Source organism: Streptomyces sp. AC627_RSS907, assembly GCF_019049165.1.
In genome coordinates, this window is the sequence record NZ_JAGMUE010000088.1 from 1 (window position 1) to 26,348 (window position 26,348).

General features: G+C 73.7%; 23 protein-coding genes. 17 read left to right on the forward strand and 6 right to left on the reverse strand.

The window, feature by feature from the left end; translation table 11 throughout:
- The first annotated feature begins 326 nt into the window (after positions 1–326).
- On the forward strand, positions 327–1,259 hold the full coding sequence (locus tag KUM32_RS19450; RefSeq protein WP_308408681.1) for a HipA family kinase: 933 nt from the start codon (positions 327–329) through the stop codon (positions 1,257–1,259).
- Positions 1,260–1,326: 67 nt separating this feature from the next.
- On the opposite strand, the gene aceB is transcribed toward KUM32_RS19450, so the two are convergent.
- The gene (gene aceB, locus KUM32_RS19455) at positions 1,327–2,949 is read right to left on the reverse strand and encodes a malate synthase A (RefSeq protein ID WP_217143201.1); all 1,623 of its coding nucleotides are present in this window, start codon (positions 2,947–2,949) and stop codon (positions 1,327–1,329) included.
- A 184-nt stretch (positions 2,950–3,133) separates the two neighbouring features.
- Complete coding sequence (locus KUM32_RS19460) at positions 3,134–3,733, reverse strand: NTP transferase domain-containing protein (RefSeq protein ID WP_217143202.1); 600 nt, start codon at positions 3,731–3,733, stop codon at positions 3,134–3,136.
- A 197-nt stretch (positions 3,734–3,930) separates the two neighbouring features.
- Between KUM32_RS19460 and KUM32_RS19465 the strand changes: the two genes are divergently transcribed.
- Positions 3,931–4,245, forward strand: a complete 315-nt coding sequence (locus tag KUM32_RS19465) for a DUF5955 family protein (protein WP_217143203.1) — start codon at positions 3,931–3,933, stop codon at positions 4,243–4,245.
- Positions 4,246–4,266: 21 nt separating this feature from the next.
- Here the strand turns inward: KUM32_RS19465 and allR are convergent, their stop codons facing one another.
- A complete protein-coding gene (allR, locus tag KUM32_RS19470) occupies positions 4,267–5,070 on the reverse strand; it encodes an allantoin degradation transcriptional regulator AllR (protein WP_217143204.1) in 804 nt (267 codons plus the stop codon).
- A 234-nt stretch (positions 5,071–5,304) separates the two neighbouring features.
- On the opposite strand from allR, the gene allB reads away from it, so the two are divergent.
- Together allB and alc are read left to right on the forward strand one after the other, a co-directional pair.
- Positions 5,305–6,642 carry an allantoinase AllB gene (gene allB, locus KUM32_RS19475; RefSeq protein ID WP_217143205.1) on the forward strand — a complete coding sequence of 446 codons (1,338 nt, stop codon included), beginning with the start codon at positions 5,305–5,307 and terminating at the stop codon, positions 6,640–6,642.
- 64 nt (positions 6,643–6,706) lie between these two features.
- Positions 6,707–7,846 (forward strand): allantoicase, encoded by a 1,140-nt coding sequence (gene alc / locus KUM32_RS19480; RefSeq protein ID WP_217143206.1) that lies wholly within the window; start codon positions 6,707–6,709, stop codon positions 7,844–7,846.
- Between the two features lie 393 nt (positions 7,847–8,239).
- Here alc and KUM32_RS19485 read toward each other — a convergent pair whose 3' ends face one another.
- Complete coding sequence (locus KUM32_RS19485) at positions 8,240–9,016, reverse strand: SDR family oxidoreductase (protein WP_217143207.1); 777 nt, start codon at positions 9,014–9,016, stop codon at positions 8,240–8,242.
- A gap of 134 nt (positions 9,017–9,150) precedes the next feature.
- On the opposite strand from KUM32_RS19485, the gene KUM32_RS19490 reads away from it, so the two are divergent.
- Together KUM32_RS19490 and KUM32_RS19495 are read left to right on the forward strand one after the other, a co-directional pair.
- Complete coding sequence (locus KUM32_RS19490) at positions 9,151–9,777, forward strand: dihydrofolate reductase family protein (protein ID WP_217143208.1); 627 nt, start codon at positions 9,151–9,153, stop codon at positions 9,775–9,777.
- Between the two features lie 146 nt (positions 9,778–9,923).
- Positions 9,924–10,319, forward strand: a complete 396-nt coding sequence (locus KUM32_RS19495; protein WP_217143209.1) for a ribonuclease domain-containing protein — start codon at positions 9,924–9,926, stop codon at positions 10,317–10,319.
- 30 nt (positions 10,320–10,349) lie between these two features.
- On the opposite strand, the gene KUM32_RS19500 is transcribed toward KUM32_RS19495, so the two are convergent.
- Positions 10,350–10,550 carry a hypothetical protein gene (locus tag KUM32_RS19500; protein WP_217143210.1) on the reverse strand — a complete coding sequence of 67 codons (201 nt, stop codon included), beginning with the start codon at positions 10,548–10,550 and terminating at the stop codon, positions 10,350–10,352.
- 170 nt (positions 10,551–10,720) lie between these two features.
- Between KUM32_RS19500 and KUM32_RS19505 the strand changes: the two genes are divergently transcribed.
- Together KUM32_RS19505 and KUM32_RS19510 are read left to right on the forward strand one after the other, a co-directional pair.
- On the forward strand, positions 10,721–11,980 hold the full coding sequence (locus KUM32_RS19505; protein WP_217143211.1) for a sensor histidine kinase: 1,260 nt from the start codon (positions 10,721–10,723) through the stop codon (positions 11,978–11,980).
- 75 nt (positions 11,981–12,055) lie between these two features.
- On the forward strand, positions 12,056–12,736 hold the full coding sequence (locus KUM32_RS19510) for a response regulator transcription factor (RefSeq protein ID WP_217143212.1): 681 nt from the start codon (positions 12,056–12,058) through the stop codon (positions 12,734–12,736).
- A gap of 63 nt (positions 12,737–12,799) precedes the next feature.
- Here the strand turns inward: KUM32_RS19510 and KUM32_RS19515 are convergent, their stop codons facing one another.
- Positions 12,800–13,822 (reverse strand): Gfo/Idh/MocA family oxidoreductase, encoded by a 1,023-nt coding sequence (locus tag KUM32_RS19515; RefSeq protein ID WP_217143213.1) that lies wholly within the window; start codon positions 13,820–13,822, stop codon positions 12,800–12,802.
- A gap of 129 nt (positions 13,823–13,951) precedes the next feature.
- Here KUM32_RS19515 and KUM32_RS19520 point away from each other — a divergent pair, with 129 nt between their 5' ends.
- The 9 genes from KUM32_RS19520 (at position 13,952) to KUM32_RS19560 (ending at position 26,273) form a co-directional block, all read left to right on the forward strand.
- The gene (locus KUM32_RS19520) at positions 13,952–14,689 is read left to right on the forward strand and encodes a GntR family transcriptional regulator (RefSeq protein ID WP_217143232.1); all 738 of its coding nucleotides are present in this window, start codon (positions 13,952–13,954) and stop codon (positions 14,687–14,689) included.
- Between the two features lie 254 nt (positions 14,690–14,943).
- Entirely contained in the window at positions 14,944–15,948 is a 1,005-nt protein-coding gene (locus KUM32_RS19525) for a sugar ABC transporter substrate-binding protein (protein ID WP_217143214.1), read from the forward strand.
- Entirely contained in the window at positions 15,945–16,985 is a 1,041-nt protein-coding gene (locus tag KUM32_RS19530) for an ABC transporter permease (RefSeq protein WP_217143215.1), read from the forward strand. The genes KUM32_RS19525 and KUM32_RS19530 overlap by 4 nt, the downstream gene beginning before the upstream one ends.
- A complete protein-coding gene (locus KUM32_RS19535; protein ID WP_217143216.1) occupies positions 16,982–17,776 on the forward strand; it encodes an ATP-binding cassette domain-containing protein in 795 nt (264 codons plus the stop codon). The genes KUM32_RS19530 and KUM32_RS19535 overlap by 4 nt, the downstream gene beginning before the upstream one ends.
- Before the next feature lie 275 nt (positions 17,777–18,051).
- Complete coding sequence (locus KUM32_RS19540) at positions 18,052–19,200, forward strand: ROK family glucokinase (RefSeq protein ID WP_217143217.1); 1,149 nt, start codon at positions 18,052–18,054, stop codon at positions 19,198–19,200.
- A 20-nt stretch (positions 19,201–19,220) separates the two neighbouring features.
- The gene (locus tag KUM32_RS19545; RefSeq protein WP_217143233.1) at positions 19,221–19,817 is read left to right on the forward strand and encodes a sugar kinase; all 597 of its coding nucleotides are present in this window, start codon (positions 19,221–19,223) and stop codon (positions 19,815–19,817) included.
- Positions 19,818–19,928: 111 nt separating this feature from the next.
- Positions 19,929–22,841 (forward strand): DEAD/DEAH box helicase, encoded by a 2,913-nt coding sequence (locus tag KUM32_RS19550; protein WP_217143218.1) that lies wholly within the window; start codon positions 19,929–19,931, stop codon positions 22,839–22,841.
- A 470-nt stretch (positions 22,842–23,311) separates the two neighbouring features.
- Complete coding sequence (locus KUM32_RS43585) at positions 23,312–25,447, forward strand: SWIM zinc finger family protein (protein ID WP_254405838.1); 2,136 nt, start codon at positions 23,312–23,314, stop codon at positions 25,445–25,447.
- A 151-nt stretch (positions 25,448–25,598) separates the two neighbouring features.
- Entirely contained in the window at positions 25,599–26,273 is a 675-nt protein-coding gene (locus KUM32_RS19560; RefSeq protein ID WP_217143220.1) for a dienelactone hydrolase family protein, read from the forward strand.
- The last annotated feature ends 75 nt before the right edge of the window (positions 26,274–26,348 follow it).

The following is a 26,348-nucleotide window of genomic DNA, read 5'->3' on the forward strand; positions in this document are numbered from 1 at the left end:
CTCTGTAGCAGGGGGGCAGACGGGCAGGGGCGCAGACGGGCAGGGGGGCAGACGGGCAGGGGGAGGGGGCACCCGCTGTCCGGTCGGCGGGTGGTGCCGTCCCCTGCCGGCCGCACCGTCCTCACCAGGGGCGCCGGTGCCGGCTCCTCTCCGCACCACGTTGTTCTCCGACCGTCGGGCGCTCGGGCATTCCTCTCCGGCTGTCACGCTTGGCTACTATGTTCACTTCATACCGGAGGCCGGAAGCGCGGGGCGCCCCGTCATCGGCGGACTGCTTCTCCGGAATGCAACACCTCGGAGGTGGGTGTGGAATCTAAGGTGATTACGTGACAGGGACTTCGAAGTTCTTGAGAGAAGTCACTCCGACCCGCTATATCAAACCCTTGCGCTCCGGTGGTTCCGTCCCCGGCGTCGTCGAGGCCGACGACCTCGGGACCTATGTCGTCAAGTTCACCGGCTCCGCGCAGGGCCGCAAGGCGCTGGTCGCCGAGGTGATCGTCGGGGAGCTGGCGCGGGAGCTGGGGCTTCGGGTGCCGGAGCTGGTCCTCGCCCACTTCGACCCGGCGATCGCCGCCGACGAACCGCACCAGGAGGTGCGGGACCTGCTCAATGCCAGCGCCGGGCTCAACCTCGGCATGGACTACCTGTCGGGCGGCGCCGACTTCACGCCCGACGTCGCGAAGTCGTTCCCGGTGGACCCGGAGGAGGCCGGCCGCGTCGTCTGGCTGGACGCCCTCACCGTGAACGTGGACCGGACGGTGCACAGCTCCAACCTCATGGTCTGGCCCACCTTCGGCACCGCGCCCCCGCGCCTGTGGCTCATCGATCACGGGGCGGCCCTGGTCTTCCACCACCGCTGGGACGCCTCCGCGCCGGAGAAGGCGTACGACTTCCGCCACCACGCCCTCGGCCACCACGCGCCCGACGTGCGGGCCGCCGACGCCGAGCTGGCGCCGAAGGTGACCGAGGAACTGCTGCGCGACGTGGTGGCGCGGGTACCGGAGTCCTGGTTGACCTGCGAGGCCGGCTTCGACACGCCGGACGAGGTCCGCGCCGCCTACGCCGGGTACCTGCACGCGCGCGTACGGGCCTCGGAGGACTGGCTGCCCACCGATTTCCCGAGCCGTGAGGAACTCGCCGCCGAGAACGCGGCCCGGGCGGCGCGTACCCAGCGGGGCCGTCCCGACTGGCTGAAACGGGTCCCGGACCTGCACGGCAAGCCGCCCGCCGAACAGGACTGGTCCGTGCACCTGGGGTGACACACGCCCGCGCCCCCGGCGCCGTACGGCACCGGGGGCGCGGGCGAGTCCTCGCATGTACCGCGCGTCAGCCCTTCAGCTGCTCGTACGCCGGCAGCGTCAGGAAGTCGGCGTAGTCCTCGTCGAGGGAGACCGTCAGCAGCAGGTCGTGGGCCTGCTGCCAGTTGCCGGCCGCGAAGGCCTCGTCGCCGATCTCGGCGCGGATGTCCGCCAGTTCTTCGGCGGCGACCTTGCGGGCCAGCTCGGTGGTGACCTGCTCGCCGTTGTCCAGGACGACCTCCGCGTTGATCCACTGCCAGATCTGCGAGCGGGAGATCTCGGCGGTGGCCGCGTCCTCCATCAGGTTGAAGATGGCCACGGCACCGAGGCCCCGCAGCCACGCCTCGATGTAGCGGATGCCGACCTGGACGGCGTTGACCAGGCCCGCGTACGTCGGCTTGGCGTCCAGGGAGTCGATGGCGATGAGGTCGGCCGCCTTGACGTCGACGTCCTCGCGCAGGCGGTCCTTCTGGTGGGGCTTGTCGCCGAGGACCTTGTCGAAGGACTCCATGGCGATCGGCACCAGGTCCGGGTGGGCGACCCAGGAGCCGTCGAAACCGTCGCCGGCCTCGCGGTCCTTGTCGGCGCGGACCTTCTCGAAGGCCACCTTGTTGACCTCGGGGTCCTTGCGGGACGGGATGAACGCCGCCATACCGCCGATCGCGTGCGCGCCGCGCTTGTGGCAGGTGCGCACGAGGAGTTCGGTGTACGCCCGCATGAACGGGGCGGTCATCGTGACCGCGTTGCGGTCCGGGAGCACGAACTTCCCGCCGCCGTCACGGAAGTTCTTGACGATGGAGAACAGGTAGTCCCAGCGGCCGGCGTTCAGCCCGGAGGCGTGGTCACGCAGCTCGTAGAGGATCTCCTCCATCTCGTACGCGGCCGTGATCGTCTCGATCAGGACGGTGGCGCGGACGGTGCCCTGCGGGATGCCGACGTGGTCCTGCGCGAAGACGAAGACGTCGTTCCAGAGGCGGGCCTCCAGGTGCGACTCCGTCTTCGGCAGGTAGAAGTACGGGCCCTTGCCGAGGTCCAGCAGGCGCTGGGCGTTGTGGAAGAAGTACAGGCCGAAGTCGACCAGGGCGCCGGGGACCGGGCGGCCGTCCACCTGGAGGTGGCGCTCGTCGAGGTGCCAGCCGCGCGGGCGCATCACGACCGTCGCCAGCTCCTCGTCGGGACGCAGGGCGTACGACTTGCCGGTGCGCTCGTCGGTGAAGTCGATGGTGCGGGTGTAGGCCGCGGTCAGGTTGAGCTGGCCGAGGACGACGTTCTCCCAGGTGGGGGCGGAGGCGTCCTCGAAGTCGGCGAGCCAGACCTTCGCGCCCGAGTTCAGGGCGTTGATGGTCATCTTGCGGTCGGTCGGGCCGGTGATCTCCACCCGGCGGTCCTGGAGCGCGGGCGGGGCCGGGGCCACCTTCCAGGAGTCGTCCGCGCGGATGGCGGCGGTCTGGGGGAGGAAGTCGAGCGTGGAGGTGCGGGCGATCTCTGCGCGGCGCTCCGCACGGCGGGCGAGGAGCTCGTCACGCCGGGGCGTGAAACGCCGGTGCAGCTCGGCCACGAAGGCGAGCGCCGCGTCGGTGAGGACCTCCTCCTGCCGGGGCAGGGGCTCGGCGTCGACGATGGCCAGCGGGGACGGCGCTGGTGCGGACATGAGCTGTCACTTCCTTCAGCGGTGGCACCGGGTGCCAGCGGGCACGTAGGGGGCGTCGCGCACCCGAAATGCGGCCGGGTGCTTCTGGTCAGTGGATAGTAGTTTCCTCATCGTGGAACTTCAATGTTTTGTTGATGTCGAGATTCTCCGGGTCGAGGGAAGGTGGCGCTCGGTGCCACCTCCCTCACTCAAGGTGGACCAGGTCGGCCTCGGTGTCGATGTCGTACGGTCGCGCCACGTCCCCGCACTCCACGAGCGTGACGTCCCGCTCGTGCTCCCGCAGATAGGCGCGTGCCCCCCGGTCCCCGGTGGCAGTCGCCGCGACGCCCGCCCAGTGGGCGGCGCCGAGCAGGACGGGATGCCCGCGCACGCCCGCGTATGCCGCCGAGACGAGTGACGTCTCGTCCCGGTGTCCGGCGCGCACCCTGGCCATCGCCTCGGCGCCGATGCCCGGCTGGTCGACCAGCGAGACCAGCGCCCCCCGTGCCCCGGTTCCGGCCAGCGAGGCGAGCCCGGTCCGCAGGGACGAGCCCATGCCCTGCTCCCAGTCGGGGTTGTCGACGACGACGCAGCCGTTCAGCGCGGCCCGCGCCCGTACATCCTTGGCGCGCGCCCCCAGGACGACGTGCACGCGGGCGCACCCGGCCGCGCGCAACGCGGCGACCGCGTGTTCGACGAGCGGGTGTCCGCGGTGTTCGAGCAGTGCCTTGGGCCGTCCGCCGAGCCGCCGTCCGCCCCCGGCGGCGAGCAGCAGCCCCGCCACCTGGTCTTCGTTGTCCGTCATGCGTCCTGCATACCGGACCGCCCGGCGAACGCTCCGGCGTGCGCCGGTTTTCAGGGGGCTGAATTTCTCTCCGCCCGCTGGCGCGCCCGCCGCCGGGTGGCGTTTACTGGCCGGCGTCCCCGGCGTTTGACCAGCGCGCAGGGACGTCGGCACGTTCACCATGCAGGGGCGCACAGCGGGGTGCGAGGGGGAGGGCCGTGTTGCGGAGCTTGGGGCAGGGGTGCGCGACCGTCGGCGACGAGGACGTGAGGGTGGCGGCACTGCGGACCGCGGTGTCCCGGTTGCGCCGCCAACTCGCCCTGCTGCCCGCCGACTTCCGGGACCGGGCGACAGCCGAGGACGAACTGGCCGACCTCGCCGCGATGGCGGCGCACGGTGTCCCCGAGGTGTCGCGACTGCACCGCTCGCTGCTGCTGATAGCCGGCGCGATCGGCTCCGTCAGCGCCCTGTCGAAAGGGCTGGCGGAGGTCCGGCACGCCGTGGAGCTCCTCGGTGACCCGCGGCGGCGCTGAGCCCTGCCGCCGGGGCGCGGGTCACGCGGCCGGGTTGCCGTTCGAGGTCAGCAGGGCCTCCGACAGCTCGGCCGCCACCTGCTGGAGCAACGGCACGATCCGGTCGGTGGCCGCCTCCGTGACCCGGCCGGCCGGGCCGGAGATGGAGATGGCCGCGGCGGTGGGGGAGTCCGGCACGGAGACGGCCAGGCAGCGGACGCCGATCTCCTGCTCGTTGTCGTCGATCGCGTAGCCCTGGCGCCGCACGTCCTCCAGCGCCGCGATGAAGTCGTCCGGCGTGGTGATCGTCTTCTCGGTCGCGGCCGGCATGCCGGTCCGGCCCAGCAGGGCCCGCACCTCGTCGGCCGGGAAGTCCGCCAGCAGCGCCTTGCCGACGCCCGTGGAGTGCGGCAGGACACGCCGGCCGACCTCGGTGAACATGCGCATCGAGTGCTTGGACGGCACCTGCGCGACGTACACGATCTCGTCCCCGTCGAGCAGCGCCATGTTCGCCGTCTCGCCGGTCTCCTCGACCAGGCGGGCCAGATGCGGACGGGCCCAGGTGCCCAGCAGCCGGGAGGCGGACTCGCCGAGCCGGATCAGGCGCGGACCGAGGGCGTACCGGCGGTTGGGCTGCTGGCGTACGTACCCACAGGCCACGAGCGTGCGCATCAGGCGGTGAATGGTGGGCAGCGGCAGTCCGCTGCTCGCGGAGAGCTCGCTCAGACCGACCTCGCCGCCCGCGTCCGCCATCCGTTCGAGCAGGTCGAAGGCGCGCTCCAGGGACTGGACGCCGCCCGTGGCGGACCTGGCGGAGTCGGTGGTGCTGGCGCTGGACGTCGGCACGGCACGTTCCTTTCGAGGCTGGCGGGAGGAAAGAAGCGTACCCGGCGGCCGGTTGACTCCCGGCTTGTGCGTAGCTACGTTCTGCTTGCTGGAATCTTAATTCCGCTTTGTGGAAACGTCCAGGGCGGGTTCGTCGGGCGTGCCCGCGCGAAGGGTGCCTCTTGACGGCGCGGAACCGGGAATGAAGACTCCTTCAACAGAACGTTGAAAACGCAGGCGGAGAGAGGGGCCGGGGTGTCCGAAGCTGAACTGGTGCTGCGCTCGACGCGTGTCGTCACTCCCGAGGGGACGCGCGCCGCGTCGATCGCGGTGACCGGGGAGAGGATCGCGGCCGTCCTGCCGTACGACGCTCCCGTCCCGGCGGGCGCCCGGCTGGAGGACGTCGGTGACCACGTCGTCCTGCCCGGCCTGGTCGACACCCACGTCCACGTGAACGACCCCGGCCGCACCGAGTGGGAGGGCTTCTGGACCGCCACGCGGGCCGCGGCGGCCGGCGGCATCACCACCCTCGTCGACATGCCGCTGAACTCCATCCCGCCCACCACCACGGTCGAGAACCTGCGGACCAAGCGCGAGGTGGCCGCCGACAAGGCCCACATCGATGTCGGCTTCTGGGGCGGCGCCCTGCCCGGCAACGTCAAGGACCTGCGCCCCCTGCACGAGGCCGGGGTCTTCGGCTTCAAGGCGTTCCTGTCCCCCTCGGGCGTCGACGAGTTCCCGCACCTCGACCAGGAGCAGCTCGCCCGGTCGCTGGCGGAGATCGCCGCCTTCGACGGCCTGCTGATCGTGCACGCCGAGGACCCTCACCACCTGGCCGCGGCCCCGCAGCAGGGAGGCCCGAAGTACTCCCACTTCCTCGCCAGCCGCCCGCGCGACGCCGAGGACACCGCGATCGCGGCCCTCGTCGCACAGGCGAAGCGGTTCGACGCGCGCGTGCACGTCCTGCACCTCTCCTCCAGCGACGCCCTGCCGCTGCTGGCCGAGGCCCGCGCCGAGGGTGTGCGGGTCACCGTGGAGACCTGCCCCCACTACCTCACCCTCACCGCCGAGGAGGTGCCGGACGGCGCGAGCGAGTTCAAGTGCTGCCCGCCCATCCGGGAGGCCGCCAACCAGGACCTGCTCTGGCAGGCACTGGCGGACGGCACGATCGACTGCGTGGTCACCGACCACTCGCCGTCCACCGCCGACCTCAAGACCGACGACTTCGCCACCGCCTGGGGCGGCATCGCCGGCCTCCAGCTGAGCCTGCCGGCCATGTGGACCGCGGCCCGCGAGCGCGGCCTGGGCCTGGAGGACGTCGTGCGCTGGATGTCGGCGCGCACGGCGCGGCTGGTGGGGCTCGACGGCCGCAAGGGCGCCATCGCGGCGGGGCACGACGCCGACTTCGCGGTCCTCGCCCCCGACGAGACGTTCACCGTCGACCCGGCCGCCCTCCAGCACCGCAACCGCGTCACGGCGTACGCGGGCAGGACCTTGTACGGCGTCGTGAAGTCCACCTGGCTGCGCGGCCGGCGCATCGTGGCGGACGGCGCGTTCACCGAGCCGAAGGGACAGCTCCTCACCCGGACCTGAAGCGTCCGGACCTCTGAACCATCCCCCTCACGTCGAACGACCCCGAAAGGAACACCTGATCACCGTGACGGCCCAGCAGAACTCCTCGTTGGCCAGCTTCACCGGCGACGCGAACCCCTACGGAGGCGGTGACCCGTACGCGGACTACCGCGCCGCCGACCTCCCCTTCACCCAGTACGCCAACCTCGCCGACCGGCGACTCGGCGCCGGTGTCGTCGCCGCCAACGACGAGTTCTTCGCCCAGCGCGAGAACCTGCTGGTCCCCGAGCGCGCCGAGTTCGACCCCGAGCACTTCGGGCACAAGGGCAAGGTCATGGACGGCTGGGAGACCCGCCGGCGCCGCGGCGCGTCGGCCGAGCACCCCTGGCCCACCGAGGACGACCACGACTGGGCGCTGATCCGCCTCGGCGCCCCCGGCGTGATCCGCGGCATCGTCGTCGACACCGCGCACTTCCGCGGCAACTACCCGCAGGCCGTCTCCGTGGAAGGCGCCTCGGTCGAGGGCTCCCCGTCGCCCGAGGAACTGCTCGCGGACGACGTGAAGTGGACGACCCTCGTCCCGCGCACCCCGGTCGGCGGCCACGCGGCCAACGGTTTCGCCGTCTCCGCCGAGCAGCGCTTCACCCACCTGCGGCTCAGGCAGCACCCCGACGGGGGCATCGCCCGTCTGCGCGTGCACGGCGAGGTCGTCCCGGACCCGGCGTGGCTCGCGGCCCTCGGCACCTTCGACGTGGTCGCCCTGGAGAACGGCGGACAGGTCGAGGACGCGTCCGACCGCTTCTACTCGCCGGCCACCAACACCATCCAGCCGGGCCGCTCCCGCAAGATGGACGACGGCTGGGAGACCCGCCGCCGCCGCGACCAGGGCAACGACTGGATCAGCTACCGGCTGGTCGGCCGCTCCCGGATCCGCGCGATCGAGATCGACACGGCGTACCTGAAGGGCAACTCGGCGGGCTGGGCGTCGGTGTCGGTGAAGGACGTCGACGCCGAGGGGGCCGGCGAGTGGCGCGAGGTGCTGCCCCGCACCCGGATGCAGCCCGACACCAACCACCGCTTCGTCCTGCCCGAGCCGGCCGTCGGCACCCACGCGCGCGTGGACATCTTCCCCGACGGCGGCATCTCCCGCCTGCGCCTGTTCGGCTCCCTGACGGAGGACGGCGCCACCCGCCTGGCCGCCCGCCACCAGGAACTGGGCGGCTGACCCCCACTCATGCCAACCGCGGGGCGCACCGGCCGGAAGCAACGGTGCGCCCCGCGCGCGTGGGGGCCGGCGGTGCGCGGCGTGCGCGTGGGGCCCGGTGGTGCGCGGCGTGCGAGGCCTCACCCCCATACCGTGTGCCCCGCGAGCGTCGAGCCCGCGGCCGGGAGTCGGTGCTTGCGCCCCGGGAGCGGCGTGCCCCCGCACGCGGGGGAGTCCGGCAGGCCGCTCCAGCGGGCGGAGTGGCCTGGAGCCGATGTGCCCCGCGCGGGCGGAGGCCCGAGCGCCCGCGGGGGCCGGGCGCCCCCGCGCGTGGGGGCCCGGTGCCCGGAGCCGGGCGCTCCGCGGTGCGTGGAGGCCCGAGTGCCCCGCGGGCAGGGGGAGCCCGGCGTGGTGCTACGCCGCGTGGCCGCCGTCCACCGCGAACTCCGCGCCGGTGACGTACGAGGCACCGGCCAGGTAGGCCACCGTGGACGCCACCTCCTCCGCCGTACCGAAACGGCCCAGCGCCGTCATGGCCGCCTGCCCGTCCGCGTAGGGACCGTCCGCCGGGTTCATGTCGGTGTCGATCGGTCCCGGGTGGACGATGTTCGCCGTGATCCCGCGCGGCCCCAGCTCCCTGGCCAGGGCCTTGGTCAGCCCGACCAGCGCCGACTTGCTCATGGCGTACAGCGTGCCGCCGGGGCCGGGCACCCGCTGGGTCATGCAGGTGCCGACGGTGATGATCCGGCCGCCCTCCGCCATCCGGGACGCGGCAGCCTGCGAGGCGAGGAAGACGCCGCGGACGTTCACGGCCAGCAGCCGGTCCACATCGGCGAGCGACAGGCTCTCCAGCGGGCCGAGCAGGCCGAGGCCCACGTTGTTGACCAGCACGTCGGGGCCACCCCCGAGGGCCTGTGCCGCACGCTCCACAGCCCCCGCAGCCTCCTGCGCGTCCGCGGAGTCCGCCCGCAGGGCCACCGCCCGGCGTCCCAGTGCCTCGACGGCCCGCACGACGTCCTCCGCCGCGTCCTTGCCGTTCACGTACGTGAGGGCCACGTCCGCGCCCTCCCGCGCCAGCCGCAGCGCGGTCGCCGCACCGATGCCGCGGCTGCCGCCGGTCACCAGGGCCGTCCGGCCGGCCAGCGGTGCCGCAACGGGAGCCCATGAGTTCGTGTTCTCGTTCTTGTCCATGCGTCCATCCCACCGGGCCCGGCCCGGGCGCGCTGGCGGCGAACGGACGTCGACCTGACCGATGAGTCGCCGGCGCCGGGGGAGTCCGTACCGATGACAGCGAACCCCCGCACACCGGAAAGCAGGCACCCGTCATGGGCAAACTCGTACTCACCGCCATGCTCACCCTCGACGGGGTCCACCAGGCCCCCGGTGGACCCGGGGAGGACACCCGCGACGGCTTCGGCCAGGGCGGCTGGACCGTCCCGTACGCGGACGAGGACTTCGGCCGGTTCGTCGGCGAGGTCTTCGGCCGCGTGGGCGCGTTCCTCCTCGGCCGTCGCACGTACGAGATCTTCGCCTCCTACTGGCCGAAGATCACCGACCCCGACGACCCCGTCGCCTCCCGGCTGAACGGTCTGCCGAAGTACGTCGCCTCCGCCACCCTCACCGACCCCGGCTGGGCGGGTACGACCGTGCTCCACGGCGACCTGGCCGAGGAGGTCACCGCGCTGAAGGAGCGCACCGACGGGGAGCTCCAGGTGCACGGCAGCGGAGCCCTCGCGCGGTCCCTGCTGGCGCTCGGCCTCGTCGACACCGTCCACCTGTCGGCCTTCCCCGTGGTGCTCGGCGCCGGGCGCCGCCTCTTCGCGGAGGGCGCCCTGCCGACCGCCTTCCGGCACACCGGCGGGCGCGTCACGGCCGCCGGGGTCTCCATCCAGTCGTACGACCTGGCCGGGCGCCCCGAGTACGGCACGTTCGAGCTGCCGGAGGGCGCCTGAACGGGCCCGAGTCCGTGTCGCCGCCGCCCCGGGGGGCGGGGCAGGGGCGGCGGCAGGTCAACTCGCCGAAAACACATAGGACGTACCGGGAAACTCCACGGTCTTGTCATTGACATGCCACCCTCTACGCGCGTCATCATGAGGGCATGCGATTCCCCCCACGCGCCGCTCGGCTCGGCGCAGCAGCCGCAGCCCTGTCCGCCCTCCTCGTGGGCGGCACCGTCTCCGCGACCCCGGCGGGCGCCTCCACCGCCGCGGTCGGCGACATCTGCTACAGCGACCTGCCCTCCCAGGCGCACGACACGCTCGACCTGATCGAGCAGGGCGGCCCCTACCCGTTCGAGCAGGACGGGACCGTCTTCCAGAACCGGGAGGGCATCCTGCCCGACCGGTCCACCGGCTACTACCACGAGTACACGGTGATCACGCCGGGCTCCGACACGCGCGGTGCCCGCCGCATCGTCACCGGCGAGGCCTACCGGGAGGACTACTACACGGCCGACCACTACGCCTCGTTCGACCTCGTCGACCACGGCTGCTGAGGCCGCTGCCACCGGGTGCGGACCCTCGGCTCACCCGGACTTCCGGCTCTCGGCGGCGGCGAACAGCGCGCCGCCGAGGACGAGCAGCGCGACACTCGCGTAGACCTCGTAGCCGTCCAGGAGGCCGAGCCGCTGCACCACGCCCCAGTTCCAGTCGGTGAACTCGTGCACCAGGCCCGCCACGCCCTGCACCACGGCCAGCAGGCCCAGGAACTCCAGCAATCGCTTCATGCCGCCGACTCTCGCCCCGCGGACCCCCCACCCACATCGGCCGCGGGGCGAGGCCTGTCCGACCGAAGGCTGCGTCGGGTGCGACCCGACGCGCCGAAAGTCGCCGGCTGCGCGACTTCGGTCGGTGATCCCGTCCTCCCCCGGGACGCGCTCACCTGAGCTGAGTAGATTTGTCGACTGTGAACAGTGACGAGCAGGCCACGACATTCCCCGCGTACGCCGGGCGGCGCTGGGTGCTGCCCGCGGCGGTGGTCGAGGACCTGTACCCGCGGTCCGAGCGGCCCGGCGGACGCCCGCGGCGCACCGCGCGCGACTGGATCGTCGACTTCACGTGCTTCCTGCTCGCGGTCGGCATCGGGCTGCTGTCCGCCGACGCGCTCGACCAGGAGCCGAGCCTCTCCGATGCCATGCAGGCCGCCGACCAGGTGATCGGCGCCCTGGCCTGCGCCGCCGTCTGGCTCCGGCGCCGGTGGCCGGTCGGGCTGGCCGTGGCGATGGTGCCCGTCTCCCTGTTCTCGGTCACCGCGGGCGGCGCCGCCCTCGCCTCCCTCTTCACGCTCGCCGTGCACCGGCCGGTCCGGTACGTGGCCTGGGTGGGGGGCGCCGGCTTCCTGGCACAGCCCCTGTTCTACTGGATGCACCCGGAACCCGGCGTGCCCTACCTGGCGTCGATCGCCATCGGCTCACTGCTCACCTTCGCGGTCGTCGGCTGGGGCCTGCTCGCCCGCGCCAAGCGCCGGCTGCTGCTCAGCCTGCGCGACCGGGCCCGGCACGCCGAGGCGGAGGCACGCCTGCGGTCCGAGCAGGCGCAACGGCTGGCCCGCGAGGCCATCGCCCGGGAGATGCACGACGTCCTCGCCCACCGGCTGACGCTGCTCAGCGTGCACGCGGGCGCCCTGGAGTTCCGGCCCGACGCGTCCCGCGAGGAGGTCGCGCGGGCGGCCGGTGTCATCCGTGAGAGCGCGCACGAGGCCCTCCAGGACCTGCGGGAGATCATCGGCGTGCTGCGGGCGGGGGAGTCCGACGACGCCGGGCGGCCCCAGCCGACGCTCGCGGCGCTCGACGCGCTGGTCGCCGAGTCCCGCGCGGCCGGCATGAAGGTCACCCTCGCCGGCCGCGTCACCGACCCCGACGCCGTCCCCGCCTCCGTGGGCCGCACCGCCTACCGCATCGCCCAGGAGGCGCTGACCAACGCGCGCAAACACGCCCCCGGCACCGAGGTCGCCGTCTGCGTCACCGGAGCGCCGGGCGACGGTCTCGCCGTCTCCGTGCGCAACGCGCCGCCCGAGGGCGAGGTGCCCCACGTGCCGGGATCCGGGCAGGGTCTGATCGGACTGACCGAGCGCGCCATGCTCACGGGCGGCACCCTGGACCACGGCCCCACCCGCGACGGCGGCTTCGAGGTACGGGCCCGGCTGCCGTGGGCGTGAGCCGCGCCCCGCGTGCGGGTGCCCGTCGCGACAGGGCCGAAGTAGGCCTTGGGCAAGCGTGATTACGTAGGGGCCATGACTGCGATCAGACTGCTCCTCGTCGACGACGACCCGTTGGTGCGGGCCGGGTTGTCCTTCATGCTGGGCGGCGCCGACGACGTCGAGATCGTCGGTGAGGCCGCCGACGGCGAGGAGGTCGAGGCCCTCGTCGACCGCACCCGCCCGGACGTCGTCCTCATGGACATCCGGATGCCGGTGGTGGACGGGCTGACGGCCACCGAGCGGCTGCGGGGCCGCGCGGAGGCACCCCAGGTCGTCGTGCTCACCACCTTCCACGCGGACGAGCAGGTGCTGCGGGCCCTGCGCGCCGGCGCCGCCGGGTTCGTCCTCAAGGACACCCCGCCCGCGGAGATCCTCGACGCGGTGCGCAGGGTCGCGGCCGGTGACCCCGTCCTGTCGCCCGCCGTGACCCGGCGGCTGATGAAGCACGCGGCCGGTACGGCGGCCGACACGCGGCGCGCACGCGCGCGTACGCGCGTCGCCGCCCTGAACGAACGCGAGCGCGAGGTCGCCGTCGCGGTCGGCCGGGGCCTGGCCAACGCCGCCATCGCGTCGGAACTCTTCATGAGCGTGGCCACGGTCAAGACCCACGTCTCCCGCATCCTGGCCAAACTCGATCTCGACAACCGCGTCCAGGTGGCCCTGTTGGTGTACGACGCGGGACTGTTGGACGAGGAGGGTGTGGGCGGGGACTGAGGCTCCCGCCGCCGGCGCCGCTCACCCGGCGTGAGGGCTCGCGGTCCGGTGCCGCCGGTCCGCTCAGCCCGCCGCGGACGCCGCGGCCCCCGGGACCTCCGTCGGCCGTACGGGTCTGCGCTCGCGCCGGGAGAGCTCACAGGCCTCGGCGATCCGCAGGGCCCGCAGCGCCTCGCGCCCGTCGCACGGATTGCCCCGCTCGCCGCGCACGACCTCCACGAACGCGTGCAGCTCCGCCTCGTAGGCCGGACCGAAGCGCTCCACGAAGCCGGTCCACGGCCTGTCCGCGGCCGGCGGCCCGGTCGGCTCGGTCGACGCGATCGGCGTACGGTCGTCCAGGCCGACGACGATCTGGTCCAGCTCCCCGGCCAGCTCCATGCGGACGTCGTACCCCGCGCCGTTCAGCCGAGTCGCGGTGACCGTGGCGAGCGTGCCGTCGTCCAGGGTGAGGAGGGCCGCGCCCGTGTCCACGTCGTCCGCCGCCCGGAACATCGGCGGCCCGGCGTCCGACCCGGCGGCGTACACGTCGGTGACCTCCCGCCCGGTCACCCAGCGCAGGACGTCGAAGTCGTGGATCAGCGTGTCCCGGTAGAGCCCGCCGGACCGAGGCAGGTACTCCGCGGGCGGCGGCGCCTGGTCACTCGTCACCGCCCGGACGGTGTGCAGCCGGCCCAGCCGCCCGGACCGCACCGCCTGCCGGGCTCCCGTGTAACCGGCGTCGAAGCGCCGCTGGAAGCCCATCTGCAGAACCGTGCCGGCCGCCTCCACCTCGGCGATCACCCGCAAGGTGCCGCTCAGGTCCAGCGCGATGGGCTTCTCGCAGAACACCGGCAGTCCCGAGCGCGCCGCCCGGCCGATCAGTTCGGCGTGGGCCGACGTCGTCGTGGTGATCACCACCGCGTCCACGCCCCACCGGAAGATCTCGTCCGCGCCCGGCGCCGCCGTCTCGCCCAGCCGGTGCGCCAGTTCCTGGGCCCGCGTGGGGTCGGCGTCCGTGAGGATCAGGGACCCGACGTCGCGGTGGCGGCTGAGCGTGTTGGCGTGGACGGTGCCGATGCGGCCCGTACCGATGACCCCGATGCGCATGGGATCAAGGTGGGCTCACCGCTCGCGCAGTGTCAACGTGTATGTCCTGACAACCGGACTACACGACTTCCCGTCAACAGCGCGCGGAGCTACGCTCGGCCCGTGCCGAAACCAGAAGTGGACCCGACCGTGTCGCTGGAGCTCAGCGTGGACCGCGGCAGCCCCGTGCCGCTGTACTTCCAGCTGGCCCAGCAACTGGAGGCGGCGATCGAGCGCGGCGCGCTGACCCCGGGCAGCCTGCTGGGCAACGAGATCGAGCTCGCCGCGCGGCTCGGCCTGTCCCGCCCCACCGTCCGACAGGCCATCCAGTCGCTCGTCGACAAGGGCCTGCTCGTGCGCCGCCGCGGCGTCGGCACCCAGGTCGTGCACAGCAAGGTTAAGCGCCCCCTGGAGCTCAGCAGTCTCTACGACGACCTGGAGGCGGCGGGGCAGCGCCCGGCCACGAAGGTCCTGGTCAACGCCGTCGTCCCCGCGACCGCCGAGGTCGCCGCCGCGCTCGGTGTGGCGGAGGGGAGCGACGTGCACCGGGTGGAGCGGCTGCGGCTGACGCACGGGGAACCGATGGCGTACATGTGCAACTACCTGCCGCCCGGTCTCGTCGACCTGGACACCGGGCCGCTGGAGGCCACCGGCCTGTACCGGCTGATGCGCGCCGCCGGGATCACCCTGCACAGCGCCCGCCAGTCCATAGGCGCCCGGGCCGCCACCGCCGACGAGGCCGAGCGGCTCGGCGAGGACGAGGGCGCCCCCCTGCTCACCATGGAACGGACCACGTTCGACGACACGGGGCGCGCGGTCGAGTTCGGCACGCACACCTACCGGCCGTCCCGCTACTCCTTCGAGTTCCAACTGCTCGTGCGTTCCTGACCCGCACCGGCCGTCCGTGCCGTCGGAGCCGTCCGCCCGTGCCGTGCGGCTCGTCCGTCCGTGCCGTCCGGCCGGCCCGGCTTCGCCGTGCGAGTCCGTCCGCATGTCCGGACAATGTGACCGTCGTCTGCTCCCCGGCGCCGAGTGATCGTTTCTCGTGTCGGACAATGGGGCGTTTGGGGTTTCCAGAACCCGGCCGGGTTCACCGGGATCCCGGCACGCACAGCACGGCACAGCAAGAAGGGCACGGCCTCGTGGCACGGTTTCGGACCTGGGTAGGCATCGCGCTGGCGGGGGCACTGTCGGTGTCCCTGGCCGGCTGCAGCAGCACCGGCGGCAAACGCGCCGAGGACGCCCGCAAGGCCGCGTCGGCCCAGGGGAAGGCGGCGGTGAACACCCCCCGCTGGAGTTTCGCGATGATCACTCACTCGGGTGATGGTGACACCTTCTGGGACATCGTCCAGAGCGGCGCCGAGCAGGCCGCCGTGAAGGACAACATCAACTTCCTGTACTCCCACGACGACGAGGCCCAGCAGCAGGCGCAGCTCGTGGACGCGGCCGTCGACAAGAAGGTCGACGGGATCATCGTCACCCTCGCCAAGCCCGACGCCATGAAGTCGGCCCTGGACCGGGCACGGAAGGCGGGCATCCCGGTGGTCACCGTGAACTCCGGCTCGCAGGAGTCCAAGGAGTTCGGCGCGCTCACCCACATCGGCCAGGACGAGACGATCGCCGGCGAGGCCGTCGGCGAGGAACTGAACGCGCGGGGCCGCAAGCAGGCGCTCTGCGTGCTGCACGAGCAGGGCAACGTCGGTCACGAGCAGCGCTGCGACGGCGTGGAGAAGACGTTCGACGGCAAGGTCCAGCGGCTCTACGTCAACGGCACCAGCATGCCGGACGTGCAGTCCGCCCTCGAGGCCAAGCTCCAGACCGACAAGTCCCTCGACGCCGTGGTCACCCTCGGCGCCCCCTACGCCGACACCGCCGTGAAGGCCAAGCAGGGCGCGGGCAGCGAGGCGGAGATCGACACCTTCGACCTCAACGCCAAGGTGGCCGCCGGGCTGGAGGACGGCACCCTCGGCTTCGCCGTCGACCAGCAGCCCTACCTCCAGGGCTACGAGGCGGTCGACCTGCTGTGGCTCTACAAGTACAACGCCGACGTCCTCGGCGGCGGCCGGCCGGTGCTCACCGGGCCGCAGATCATCACCAAGGACGACGCCGCCGCGCTGGCCGACTACACGAAGCGGGGCACCCGATGAGCGCCGCCACGGAAGCCCGCGCTGACGAAAGGATTCTGCAGACCTCTCCGCTGCGGAAGCTGCTGGGCCGCCCGGAGCTGGGATCCGTCGTCGGCGCGATCGCCGTCTTCGTCTTCTTCGCGTTCTTCGCCGACAGCTTCCTGCGCGCCTCCAGCCTCAGCACGGTCCTCTACGCCGCTTCCACGATCGGCATCATGGCCGTCCCCGTGGCGCTGCTGATGATCGGCGGCGAGTTCGACCTGTCCGCGGGCGTCATGGTGACCTCGTCGGCCCTGGTGTCGTCGATGTTCAGCTACCAGATGACCGCCAACGTCTGGGTCGGCGTCGGCGTGTCCCTGCTGGTCACGCTGGCGATCGGCGCCTTCAACGGCTTCATGCTCACCCGCACCAAGCTGCCCAGCTTCATCATCACGCTGGGCACCTTCCTCATGCTGACCGGCCTGAACCTGGGCTTCACCAAGCTGATCGACGGCACCGTCTCCACCAAGACGATCGCCGACTTGGAGGGCTTCCCCTCCGCCCGTGACGTCTTCGCCTCCACCGTCACCATCGGCGGCGTCGGCTTCAAGGTCACCATCCTGTGGTGGCTCGCCCTGGTCGCCGTCGCCAGCTGGATCCTGCTGCGCACCCGCGCCGGCAACTGGATCTTCGCGGTCGGGGGCAACAAGGACGCCGCCCGCGCGGTCGGCGTCCCGGTCGCGAGAACCAGGATCGGCCTCTACATGGGCGTGGCGTTCGGCGCCTGGATCTCGGGCCAGCACCTGCTGTTCTCGTACGACGTCGTCCAGTCCGGCGAGGGCGTCGGCAACGAGCTGATCTACATCATCGCCGCCGTCATCGGCGGCTGCCTGATCACCGGTGGGTACGGAAGCGCCGTCGGCTCGGCGGTCGGCGCGCTCATCTTCGGCATGACCAGCAAGGGCATCGTCTTCGCCGAGTGGAACCCCGACTGGTTCAAGTTCTTCCTCGGAGCGATGCTGCTCCTCGCGACCCTGCTCAACGCCTGGGTCCGCAAGCGCGCGGAGGCCGCCACATGACGCAGACCGCTAGCCGCACGGCGCTCGTCGAGCTGTCCGACGTCAGCAAGAACTACGGCAACGTCCGCGCCCTGGAGGGCGTGTCGCTGGAGGTCCACGCCGGTGACATCACCTGCGTGCTGGGTGACAACGGCGCCGGCAAGTCGACCCTGATCAAGATCATCTCGGGCCTGCACCAGCACGACGGCGGCACGCTCAGCCTCGACGGCGAGGAGACCCGGCTGGCCTCCCCGCGCGAGGCCCTGGACCGCGGCATCGCCACCGTCTACCAGGACCTGGCCGTCGTACCGCTCATGCCGGTCTGGCGGAACTTCTTCCTCGGCTCCGAGCCGCGCAAGGGCGTGGGCCCCTTCAAGCGCATGGACGTCGACCACATGCGCCGCACCACCCACGCGGAACTCCTCCGCATGGGCATCGACCTGCGCGACGTCGACCAGCCCATCGGCACCCTCTCCGGCGGCGAACGCCAGTGCGTGGCGATCGCCCGCGCGGTGTACTTCGGTGCGAAGGTCCTGGTGCTCGACGAGCCGACGGCGGCCCTGGGCGTGAAGCAGTCCGGCGTGGTCCTGAAGTACGTGGCGGCGGCACGTGACCAGGGCCTCGGTGTTGTTTTGATCACCCACAACCCGCACCACGCGTACCTGGTGGGCGACCGGTTCGTCCTCCTGAAGCGGGGCACGATGGTCGGCAGCCACGAACGGGACGACATCACGCTGGACGAGCTGACGAGGCAGATGGCGGGCGGAAACGAGCTGGACGACCTCCGCCACGAGCTGCAACGCCCGTCCTAGCGGCCGGAGGGGGCCGGGTCCCGTGCGGCTCCGCCGCGTGGGCACGACCAGCCATGACGCACTCGCACCGGCAGCGAGCCGTCTCGCACCCCGGCAGCGAGCCGCACTCGCACCGGCAGTGAGCGGCCTCGCATTCCGGCCGCGAGCCGCACTCGCACCGGCAGTGAGCGGCCTCGCATTCCGGCCGCGAGCCGCACTCGCACCGGCGACGAACCGCTCCACCCGCCCCGGTCGCATTCGGCACCCGGCGCGGCCGTGCGGCACAATCGCACCCGATGAGCACCTACCGCGACTTCACCGCCCCCATCGGCTCCCGCCGCGCCCCGGTCCTGCGCACCGTGGGCACGAGGGAACGCCGCTCGCACCTCACGGCGCCCCGCGTGCCGACGGTCGGCATCGACATCGGCGGCACGAAGGTCATGGCGGGCGTCGTCGACGCCGACGGCAACATCCTGGAGAAGCTCCGCACGGAGACCCCGGACAAGTCCAAGAGCCCGAAGGTCGTCGAGGACACCATCGTCGAACTGGTCCTGGACCTGTCCGACCGGCACGACGTGCACGCCGTCGGCATCGGTGCGGCCGGCTGGGTCGACGCCGACCGCAACCGCGTGCTGTTCGCCCCCCACCTGTCCTGGCGCAACGAACCCCTGCGCGACCGCATCGCCGGCCGCCTCGCGGTCCCCGTCCTGGTGGACAACGACGCCAACACCGCCGCCTGGGCCGAGTGGCGCTTCGGCGCCGGCCGCGGCGAGGACCACCTCGTCATGATCACCCTCGGCACCGGCATCGGCGGCGCGATCCTGGAGGACGGCCAGGTCAAGCGGGGCAAGTACGGCGTCGCCGGTGAGTTCGGGCACATGCAGGTGGTGCCCGGCGGCCACCGCTGCCCGTGCGGCAACCGCGGCTGCTGGGAGCAGTACAGCTCCGGCAACGCGCTGGTGAGGGAGGCCCGGGAGCTGGCCGCCGCCGACTCGCCGGTGGCCTACGGGATCATCGAGCACGTCAAGGGCAGCATCGGCGACATCACGGGCCCGATGATCACCGAGCTGGCCCGCGAGGGCGACGCCATGTGTATCGAGCTGCTCCAGGACATCGGACAGTGGCTCGGCGTCGGCATCGCGAACCTCGCGGCGGCACTCGACCCGTCCTGCTTCGTGATCGGCGGCGGGGTCAGCGCCGCCGACGACCTGCTGATCGGCCCCGCGCGCGACGCCTTCAAGCGCCAGCTCACCGGCCGGGGCTACCGCCCCGAGGCCCGCATCGTCCGCGCCCAGCTCGGCCCGGAGGCCGGCATGGTGGGCGCCGCCGACCTGGCCCGTCTGGTCGCGCGTCGCTTCCGGCGCGCCAAACGGCGCCGGGTGGAGCGGTACGAGCGCTACGAGCGGTACGCGGAGGCCCGCCGCACGTCCCGGGAGTCGCTGTGACGGCCCCCGCGCCGCAGCACGTGTCCGGGCCGCCGGACGAGCCCGGACCGCCGGAGGAACCCGGGCACCCGGACGAGCCCGGCCCCCCGGCCGAGGACCGCTGGCACATGATCCGGCGCCGGGCGCTCACCCTGCTCATCATCGTGCTGCTCATCGGCATCCCGGCCGGCTACCTCGTGATCTCCGCCAACCAGAGCCGCGACAGCGGCCGGCAGAAGGAGGCGAAGTACGCGGCGACCGGCATGACCGAGGGCTGGCCGTCCAAGCTGCAGCGCCGCATCTACGAGGTGCCCGTCCCGGTCCCGTCCGAAGAGGTCGCGTACTACGAGACGAACAACTGGAGGACCAGTCGCCTCTACGTCCAGTTCGAGACCACCGTCGCCGGCCTGGACGCCTTCCTGGCGGGGCTGGGCCTCGACCGGGACGCACTGCGACCCCAGAAGATCGCCATCAGTGACCGCGCCCAGCAGGTCACCGGCTGGGAGTTCGGCGGGCCCGGGCCCTGGTGGGGGCTGGTCCACGAGCAGCGCGACCCGGCACCCACCCAGGATGTCGTCGTGAACATGGCAAATCCGGACTATCCGATGGTGTACGTCGTCTCGCACACGGTTCCCTGACCGCGCGCGTGCGACGACCGGGCCCCGGCGGACCTCCGGGACCGGTTGTCAGACCCCGCCCGTAGAGTCGAAGACATCTGATCCGGCACACGGGCGGGAGGTGACAGACACATGAGCGACACGGGCCTGGCGGACCCGGGCGCCCCCGGGCAGGCGGGGGAGCGGGGGACAGCGGGCCGACCGGAGGCGGCCGCTCCGTCCGTCCCCCTCCGGCTCGCCGCCGTCTTCCTGCCCGCGCCGCTCCCGCGCGACGGGCGGATCGCCTTCTGGGACCCCGAGGGCGCCGCCGTCGCCGCGACGTCCGCCGAGGACGGCGACGGGCCCCCCGGACACACCCGGCTCACCGTCGTACGCCGGCACGGTGCGGGCGTACGCCGCGGGACGACGCCCGCGCTGTCGCTTCCGCTCGACCAGGCACTGCCCCTGCTGGTGGGCGCCCGGCACGACCCGGCCGCCCACCCGGCCACCGCCTGCTGGGGCGCCGCGGCCCTGCACGCCCTGCGGCTCGCCGCGCGCGGCCGGCTGCTGCCCGGTCTGACGACGAGCGGCCACGACGCCTGGCGGGCCGGCCCCCTGGACCCGGACGACATCGCTCACCTGCGGGCGGTGGCCGCCGCGCTGCCCCCGGAGGGCCACGCGGTCCCGCTGGACGGCCCCGGCCCGATCCGGCTGCCGGAGCCGGAGGCCCTGGTCCGCGCCTTCCTGGACGCGGTCGCCGACACCCTGCCCCGCACCCCGGCCGCACCCCACGCCTCGGGCCGGCCCTTCGCCGCCCGCGCGGCCCAGCGCCTGCCGGACGCCCACGACTGGGCCGCGGAGGTCGCCGCCGGCATGGACGCGGGCGTGCGGATCTCGCTCCGCCTCGACCTGTCGGCGTACGACCTCTTCGACGCCGAGGACGACGGCGACGGTGGCGCACGCCGTGCGGGGGCGGCGGTCGTCCAGGTGCACAGCCTCGCCGACCCCACCCTCGTGGCCGACGCGGCGGACCTGTGGTCGGGCGCGGCCGACGCGGCGTTCGGTCCCCGCGCGCGCGTGGACGCCGCCCTGGCGGTGCGGCGCGCGGCGCGGATCTGGCCCCCGCTCGACCGGCTCACGGCGCAGGACGTGCCCGACGTCCTCGGCCTCTCCGAGGAGGAGGTCACCGACCTGCTGGGAGTGGCGGCCGGACGGCTCGCCGCCGCCGGGGTCGCCGTGCACTGGCCCAGGGACCTGGCCCAGGACCTCACCGCGACCGCGGTGGTCCGGCCCGCGCCCGGCTCCGCGACCGACGGCACCGGCTTCTTCGAGAGCGAGGACCTCCTCCAGTTCCGCTGGCAGCTGGCCATCGGCGGCGACCCGCTCACCGAGGCCGAGATGGACACCCTCGCGGAGGCCCACCGCCCGGTCGTCCGGCTGCGCGACCGGTGGGTACTGGTCGACCCCGCCCTGGTCCGGCGCGCACGCAAGCGCGACCTGGGCCTGCTCGACCCGGTCGACGCCCTGTCCGTCGCCCTCACCGGCAGCGCGGAGGCCGACGGCGAGACGGTCGACGTGGTGCCGGCCGGCGCCCTGGCCGCCCTGCGCGACCGGCTCACGGCCGGCGTACGCCCCGCCGAGGCGCCGCCCGGCCTGCACGCCACCCTCCGCGACTACCAGCTGCGCGGCCTCGCCTGGCTCGACCTCATGACCTCGCTCGGCCTCGGCGGCTGCCTCGCCGACGACATGGGCCTCGGCAAGACGGTCACCGTCATCGCCCTGCACCTCAAGCGGGCCCGCACCGAGCCGACCCTCGTGGTCTGCCCGGCCTCGCTGCTGGGCAACTGGCAGCGGGAGATCACCCGGTTCGCTCCCGGCGTCCCCGTCCGCCGCTTCCACGGCGCCGACCGCACCCTGGACGGCCTGGCCGGCGGCTTCGTCCTCACCACGTACGGCACGATGCGGTCCGCCGCGGCGACACTGGCCGAGCAGCGCTGGGGCATGGTCGTCGCCGACGAGGCACAGCACGTCAAGAACCCGTACTCGGCGACGGCCAAGGCCCTGCGCACGATTCCGTCCCCGGCCCGCGTGGCGCTGACCGGCACCCCGGTGGAGAACAACCTCTCCGAGCTGTGGGCACTCCTCGACTGGACCACCCCCGGGCTCCTGGGCCCGCTGAAGTCCTTCCGCGCCCGGCACGCGCGCGCGGTGGAGACCGGCGAGGACGAGGCCGCGGTGGAGCGCCTCGCCCGGCTGATCCGGCCCTTCCTGCTGCGCCGCAAGAAGTCCGACCCGGGCATCGTCCCCGAGCTGCCGCCGAAGACCGAGACGGACCACCCCGTCCCACTCACCCGCGAGCAGGCCGCGCTCTACGAGGCGGTGGTGCGCGAGTCGATGCTCGCCATCGAGGCGGCCGAGGGCATGGGGCGCCGGGGCCTCGTCCTCAAGCTCCTGACCTCGCTGAAGCAGATCTGCGACCACCCCGCGCTCTTCCTGAAGGAGGAGCCCCCGCAGGGCGGGGCCGACCGGCTGACCGCCCGCTCCGGCAAACTCGCCCTGCTGGACGAGCTGCTGGACACCCTCCTCGCGGAGGACGGTTCGGCCCTCGTCTTCACGCAGTACGTCGGCATGGCCCGTCTCATCACCTCCCACCTGACCGCCCGGGCGGTCCCCGTCGACCTGCTGCACGGCGGTACGCCGGTTCCGGAGCGCGAGCGCATGGTGGACCGCTTCCAGAGCGGGGCGACCCCCGTCCTCGTCCTGTCCCTGAAGGCCGCCGGTACCGGTCTGAACCTCACCCGCGCGGGCCACGTCGTGCACTTCGACCGCTGGTGGAATCCTGCCGTCGAGGAGCAGGCCACCGACCGCGCCTACCGCATCGGCCAGACCCAGCCGGTCCAGGTCCACCGCCTCATCACCGAGGGCACGGTCGAGGACCGCATCGCCGAGATGCTGCACTCCAAGCGGGCCCTGGCCGACGCGGTCCTCGGCTCCGGCGAGTCGGCCCTCACCGAGCTGACGGTGCGCGAACTGTCCGATCTGGTGTCCCTGCGGAGGCCGTCATGACCCCCCGGCCCGCCGACGAGGCACGCCGTGCCCTGCGGGAGGCGCGTGAGCGCGGTGAGGGAGCGCCGGGCGGCCCCACCGCCGGCGCCACGGACCTTGAGCCGGTGCGGGAACACGACCAGAACCACGACGACCAGAACCACGACGCCCGGGACCGGCACCGGGAACACCGGGACCCGGACCGGAAGGACGACGACCGGGACCGGGCGCGGGAGGAGCACGCCGGTGCCCGCCCCGCGGACATCGCCCGCGCGGCCCTGCACGGCGCGCGGACCGCACGGCACGCGGGGGCGGACGGTGACGCCGACAGCCCGGCGGGGGAGGGAAGGGCCCCCGGTCATGGGGCGGACCCGTCCCGCACCGCCCGAGCGGACCGTCCGGAGGCGCCGACTCGTCCGACGCACCCCGCTCATCCCGCTCATTCCGCTCACCCCGCACGGCCGACCGGTCCGTCGCGGTCGGCCGGGCCGATGGCTCCCGACGAAGCGACCACCTCTTTCCCCGCGGACAGCTCCGACCGTGCCGCGGGACCGTCCTCCCGCCCGGCGCCCCCTCCGGGTGAGGCGACCGCCCCCGGTCCGACGCCCCCTCCCGGCAGTGTGGCCGCCGCGCCCCCGTCCGGCTCCGTGGAAGGGGGTGACGGCCGACCGGCCGATGCGGCGCGTGAGGCGTTGCGCGCGGCGCGTCGGCAGGCCCGGGCGGACACCGCGGCCAAGGGGGCGGCGACCCCCCGGCGGCTGTCCGGCCCGGCGCGGCGCCCGCACGCCGCCGGCCGTTCGCGCACCGCCGACGCCCGCGCCCTCGCCGTACGGGAGTTCATCGCGGGCGCCTTCCGGCTGCCACCGGAGGCGGAGACGGACCCGGCCGGGGAGCTCCCGACCTCCGGAAAGTCCGCCGGGGCCGGGCGAGAGACCGCCGGGGCGACCGGCGAGTCCGTCACGTCCGCCGGCGGGTCGGCCCGGTCCGCCGGCGGGTCGGCCGGGTCTTCCGGCGGGTCGCCCGGGTCCTTCGGCGAGTCCCTCGCGTCCTCCGGTGATTCCCCCACCGGGAACCCGGTGGTGACGTCGCACGTGGAGCCGGGCCCGGGGCCCACCCCGGCCCCTGCCCCGGCCTCCGCTCCCGCGTCCTCCCGCGCCGCGCACGCGGTGGGCCCCGCCCGAGGCCCTGCCCCTGCCGACGCGTCATGGCTCCCGGCCGTGTCCTCGCACGAGCCTCCGACGCCCCGGCAGCGGGCGGATGCGCATCCGGAGCGTGGTCCGGCGGCACCGGGCCCGGCTCCGCGGTCGGCGGCGCCCGGTCGGCCCGGCCCCGTGCCGCCCGGGAGGCCCCGAGCCTCCCGGTCCATGGCCGCCCCGGACCGTGACGGGGAACTCCGTCGTACCTTCCCCGCCCTCCCGCCCCGGGCGGCGGCGGGCGGGGACTTCGCCGGGACGTGGTGGGGGAACGCGTGGGTGACCGCGTTGGAGGACGGCGCCCTCGACGCCGCGCGGCTGGCGCGGGGGCGTGTCTATGCCGAGCGTGGGCACGTCGACGCCATCACCGTGACGCCCGGACTCGTCCTCGCCTACGTGCAGGGCAGCCGGCCCCGGCCGTACCGCGTGCAGGTGCGGCTGCGCACGCTCGGCGACGACGACTGGCAGCGGTTCCTGGACGCCGCCGTCGAGCGGCCCGGGCACATCGCCGCCCTCCTGGACAAGGAGCTGCCCCCCTCCCTGGCCGACTGCGGGGTCCCCCTGCTTCCCGGCCCCGGCGACCTCGCCCCGCAGTGCAGTTGCCCCGACTCCGGGCACCCCTGCAAGCACGCCGCCGCCCTCTGCTACCAGACGGCACGCCTGCTCGACGCCGACCCCTTCGTCCTGCTCCTGCTGCGCGGCCGGGGCGAGCGCGATCTGCTCGACGCCCTGTCCCGGCTGAACGCGGCCCGCGCGGCCCGCGCCGCCCAGGACCGCGGACCGGCCCCCCTGCCCGGTGTCCGGGCGAGTGAGGCACTGGCCGCGCGCTCCCGTCCGCCCCTCCCGGCGCCGCTGCCCACGCCCGCGCATCCCGAACAGCCGCCGGCCTATCCGGCGGCACCGGGCGGCCCCGACCCCTTCGCCCTGGACCAGCTGGCCACCGACGCCGCCGCCCGCGCGTACGCCCTGCTCACCACGGGCCGGGACCCGGTCGGTGGGCTGTCGTTGTGGCAGGACGCGGTCCGGCTCGCCGCGGCCCGCCCCGGTTCCGGCCTCACCGCCGGCAGCCGTGCGTTCTACGCGGCCCTCGCCTCGGCCGCCGGCCGCGGTCCGGCGGAGCTGGCGCGCGCCGTGGCCGCCTGGCGTCAGGGCGGCCCGGACGGCCTCGACGTCCTGGAGGAACCCTGGGACCCGCCGGCCGGCCGCTTCGACCGGGCCCGCCCCCTGCTGCTCGCCGCGGACCTCCCCGCCTTCCGCCCCTGGCGCAACCGCCTCACCCACCCCCGGGGCCACGTGCAGCTCCGACTCGGCCGGGCCGGTCTCTGGTACGCCTACGAGTCGGAGCCCGGCCACGACGACTGGTGGCCGCGCGGTACCCCCGACCTCGACCCGGTCGGCGCCCTGACGGGCCTGGGCGGACCGGGCGATCTGTGACCCGACGGCCCCCACGGCCCTCCATGGCCCACCCGACCGCGTGGGACCGTCGGGTCACAGGTCGCCGCGGCGGAACGCCGAACGGTGCGTGGCGGCCCCGGCGGGTACTCGAGCCCCGGACCCGGTACCGCCGCAGGGGAGATGAGCACTCATGGTCTCGCACACCGTCTCGCAGACCGCGCGGGTGCCCTCGGGAGACGCGCTGCTCGACGGCGACCTGACGCTTCCCACCGGGGCACGCGGGGTGGTCCTGTTCGCGCACGGCAGTGGCAGCTCACGCCTCAGTCCCCGCAACCGCGCGGTCGCCGCCGGTCTGCACCGGGCCGGATTCGGCACTCTGCTGCTGGACCTGCTCACCGAGGACGAGGAGCGCGAGGACGTCGCAACGGCCCGGCACCGTTTCGACATCGCCCTGCTGGCCCGCCGCTTGACGGACGCCGTCGACTGGCTGGAGCGGCGCCCGGACACGGCGGAGCTGCCCGTGGGCCTGTTCGGGGCGAGCACGGGAGCGGGGGCCGCGCTGGCGGCGGCGGCCGAGCGGCCGGAGCGGGTGTCCGCGGTGGTGTCGCGGGGAGGTCGTCCGGACCTGGCCGGCGACGCGCTGCCCCGGGTCTCGGCCCCGGTCCTGCTCGTCGTGGGCGGCAGCGACACCGTGGTCCTGGACCTCAACGGGGCCGCCGCCGGAGAACTGTCGGCGCCCCACCGGCTCCACGTCGTACCGGGCGCCACGCACCTCTTCCCGGAACCCGGCGCCCTCGAACAGGTCACGGAGGCCGCCGCCGGCTGGTTCCGCGACCACATGCCCGAAGGGCCCCGAGGACACTGAAGCCGTGCGCGGGGGAGGCAGAGGAGGCCCGTCGCGGTTTCACCGGCGTCGGGCAGGAAACCCCGAACAGTGCCA

Coding starts and splice junctions, on each gene's coding strand:
- KUM32_RS19485 (WP_217143207.1), bottom strand. CDS start 9,016: ATGGACAAGAACGAGAACACGAACTCATGGGCTCCCGTTGCGGCACCG.
- KUM32_RS19530 (WP_217143215.1), top strand. CDS start 15,945: ATGAGCGCCGCCACGGAAGCCCGCGCTGACGAAAGGATTCTGCAGACC.
- KUM32_RS19535 (WP_217143216.1), top strand. CDS start 16,982: ATGACGCAGACCGCTAGCCGCACGGCGCTCGTCGAGCTGTCCGACGTC.
- KUM32_RS19490 (WP_217143208.1), top strand. CDS start 9,151: ATGGGCAAACTCGTACTCACCGCCATGCTCACCCTCGACGGGGTCCAC.
- aceB (WP_217143201.1), bottom strand. CDS start 2,949: ATGTCCGCACCAGCGCCGTCCCCGCTGGCCATCGTCGACGCCGAGCCC.
- KUM32_RS19495 (WP_217143209.1), top strand. CDS start 9,924: ATGCGATTCCCCCCACGCGCCGCTCGGCTCGGCGCAGCAGCCGCAGCC.
- KUM32_RS19550 (WP_217143218.1), top strand. CDS start 19,929: ATGAGCGACACGGGCCTGGCGGACCCGGGCGCCCCCGGGCAGGCGGGG.
- KUM32_RS19510 (WP_217143212.1), top strand. CDS start 12,056: ATGACTGCGATCAGACTGCTCCTCGTCGACGACGACCCGTTGGTGCGG.
- KUM32_RS19500 (WP_217143210.1), bottom strand. CDS start 10,550: ATGAAGCGATTGCTGGAGTTCCTGGGCCTGCTGGCCGTGGTGCAGGGC.
- KUM32_RS19515 (WP_217143213.1), bottom strand. CDS start 13,822: ATGCGCATCGGGGTCATCGGTACGGGCCGCATCGGCACCGTCCACGCC.
- KUM32_RS43585 (WP_254405838.1), top strand. CDS start 23,312: ATGGCTCCCGACGAAGCGACCACCTCTTTCCCCGCGGACAGCTCCGAC.
- KUM32_RS19460 (WP_217143202.1), bottom strand. CDS start 3,733: ATGACGGACAACGAAGACCAGGTGGCGGGGCTGCTGCTCGCCGCCGGG.
- KUM32_RS19540 (WP_217143217.1), top strand. CDS start 18,052: ATGAGCACCTACCGCGACTTCACCGCCCCCATCGGCTCCCGCCGCGCC.
- KUM32_RS19560 (WP_217143220.1), top strand. CDS start 25,599: ATGGTCTCGCACACCGTCTCGCAGACCGCGCGGGTGCCCTCGGGAGAC.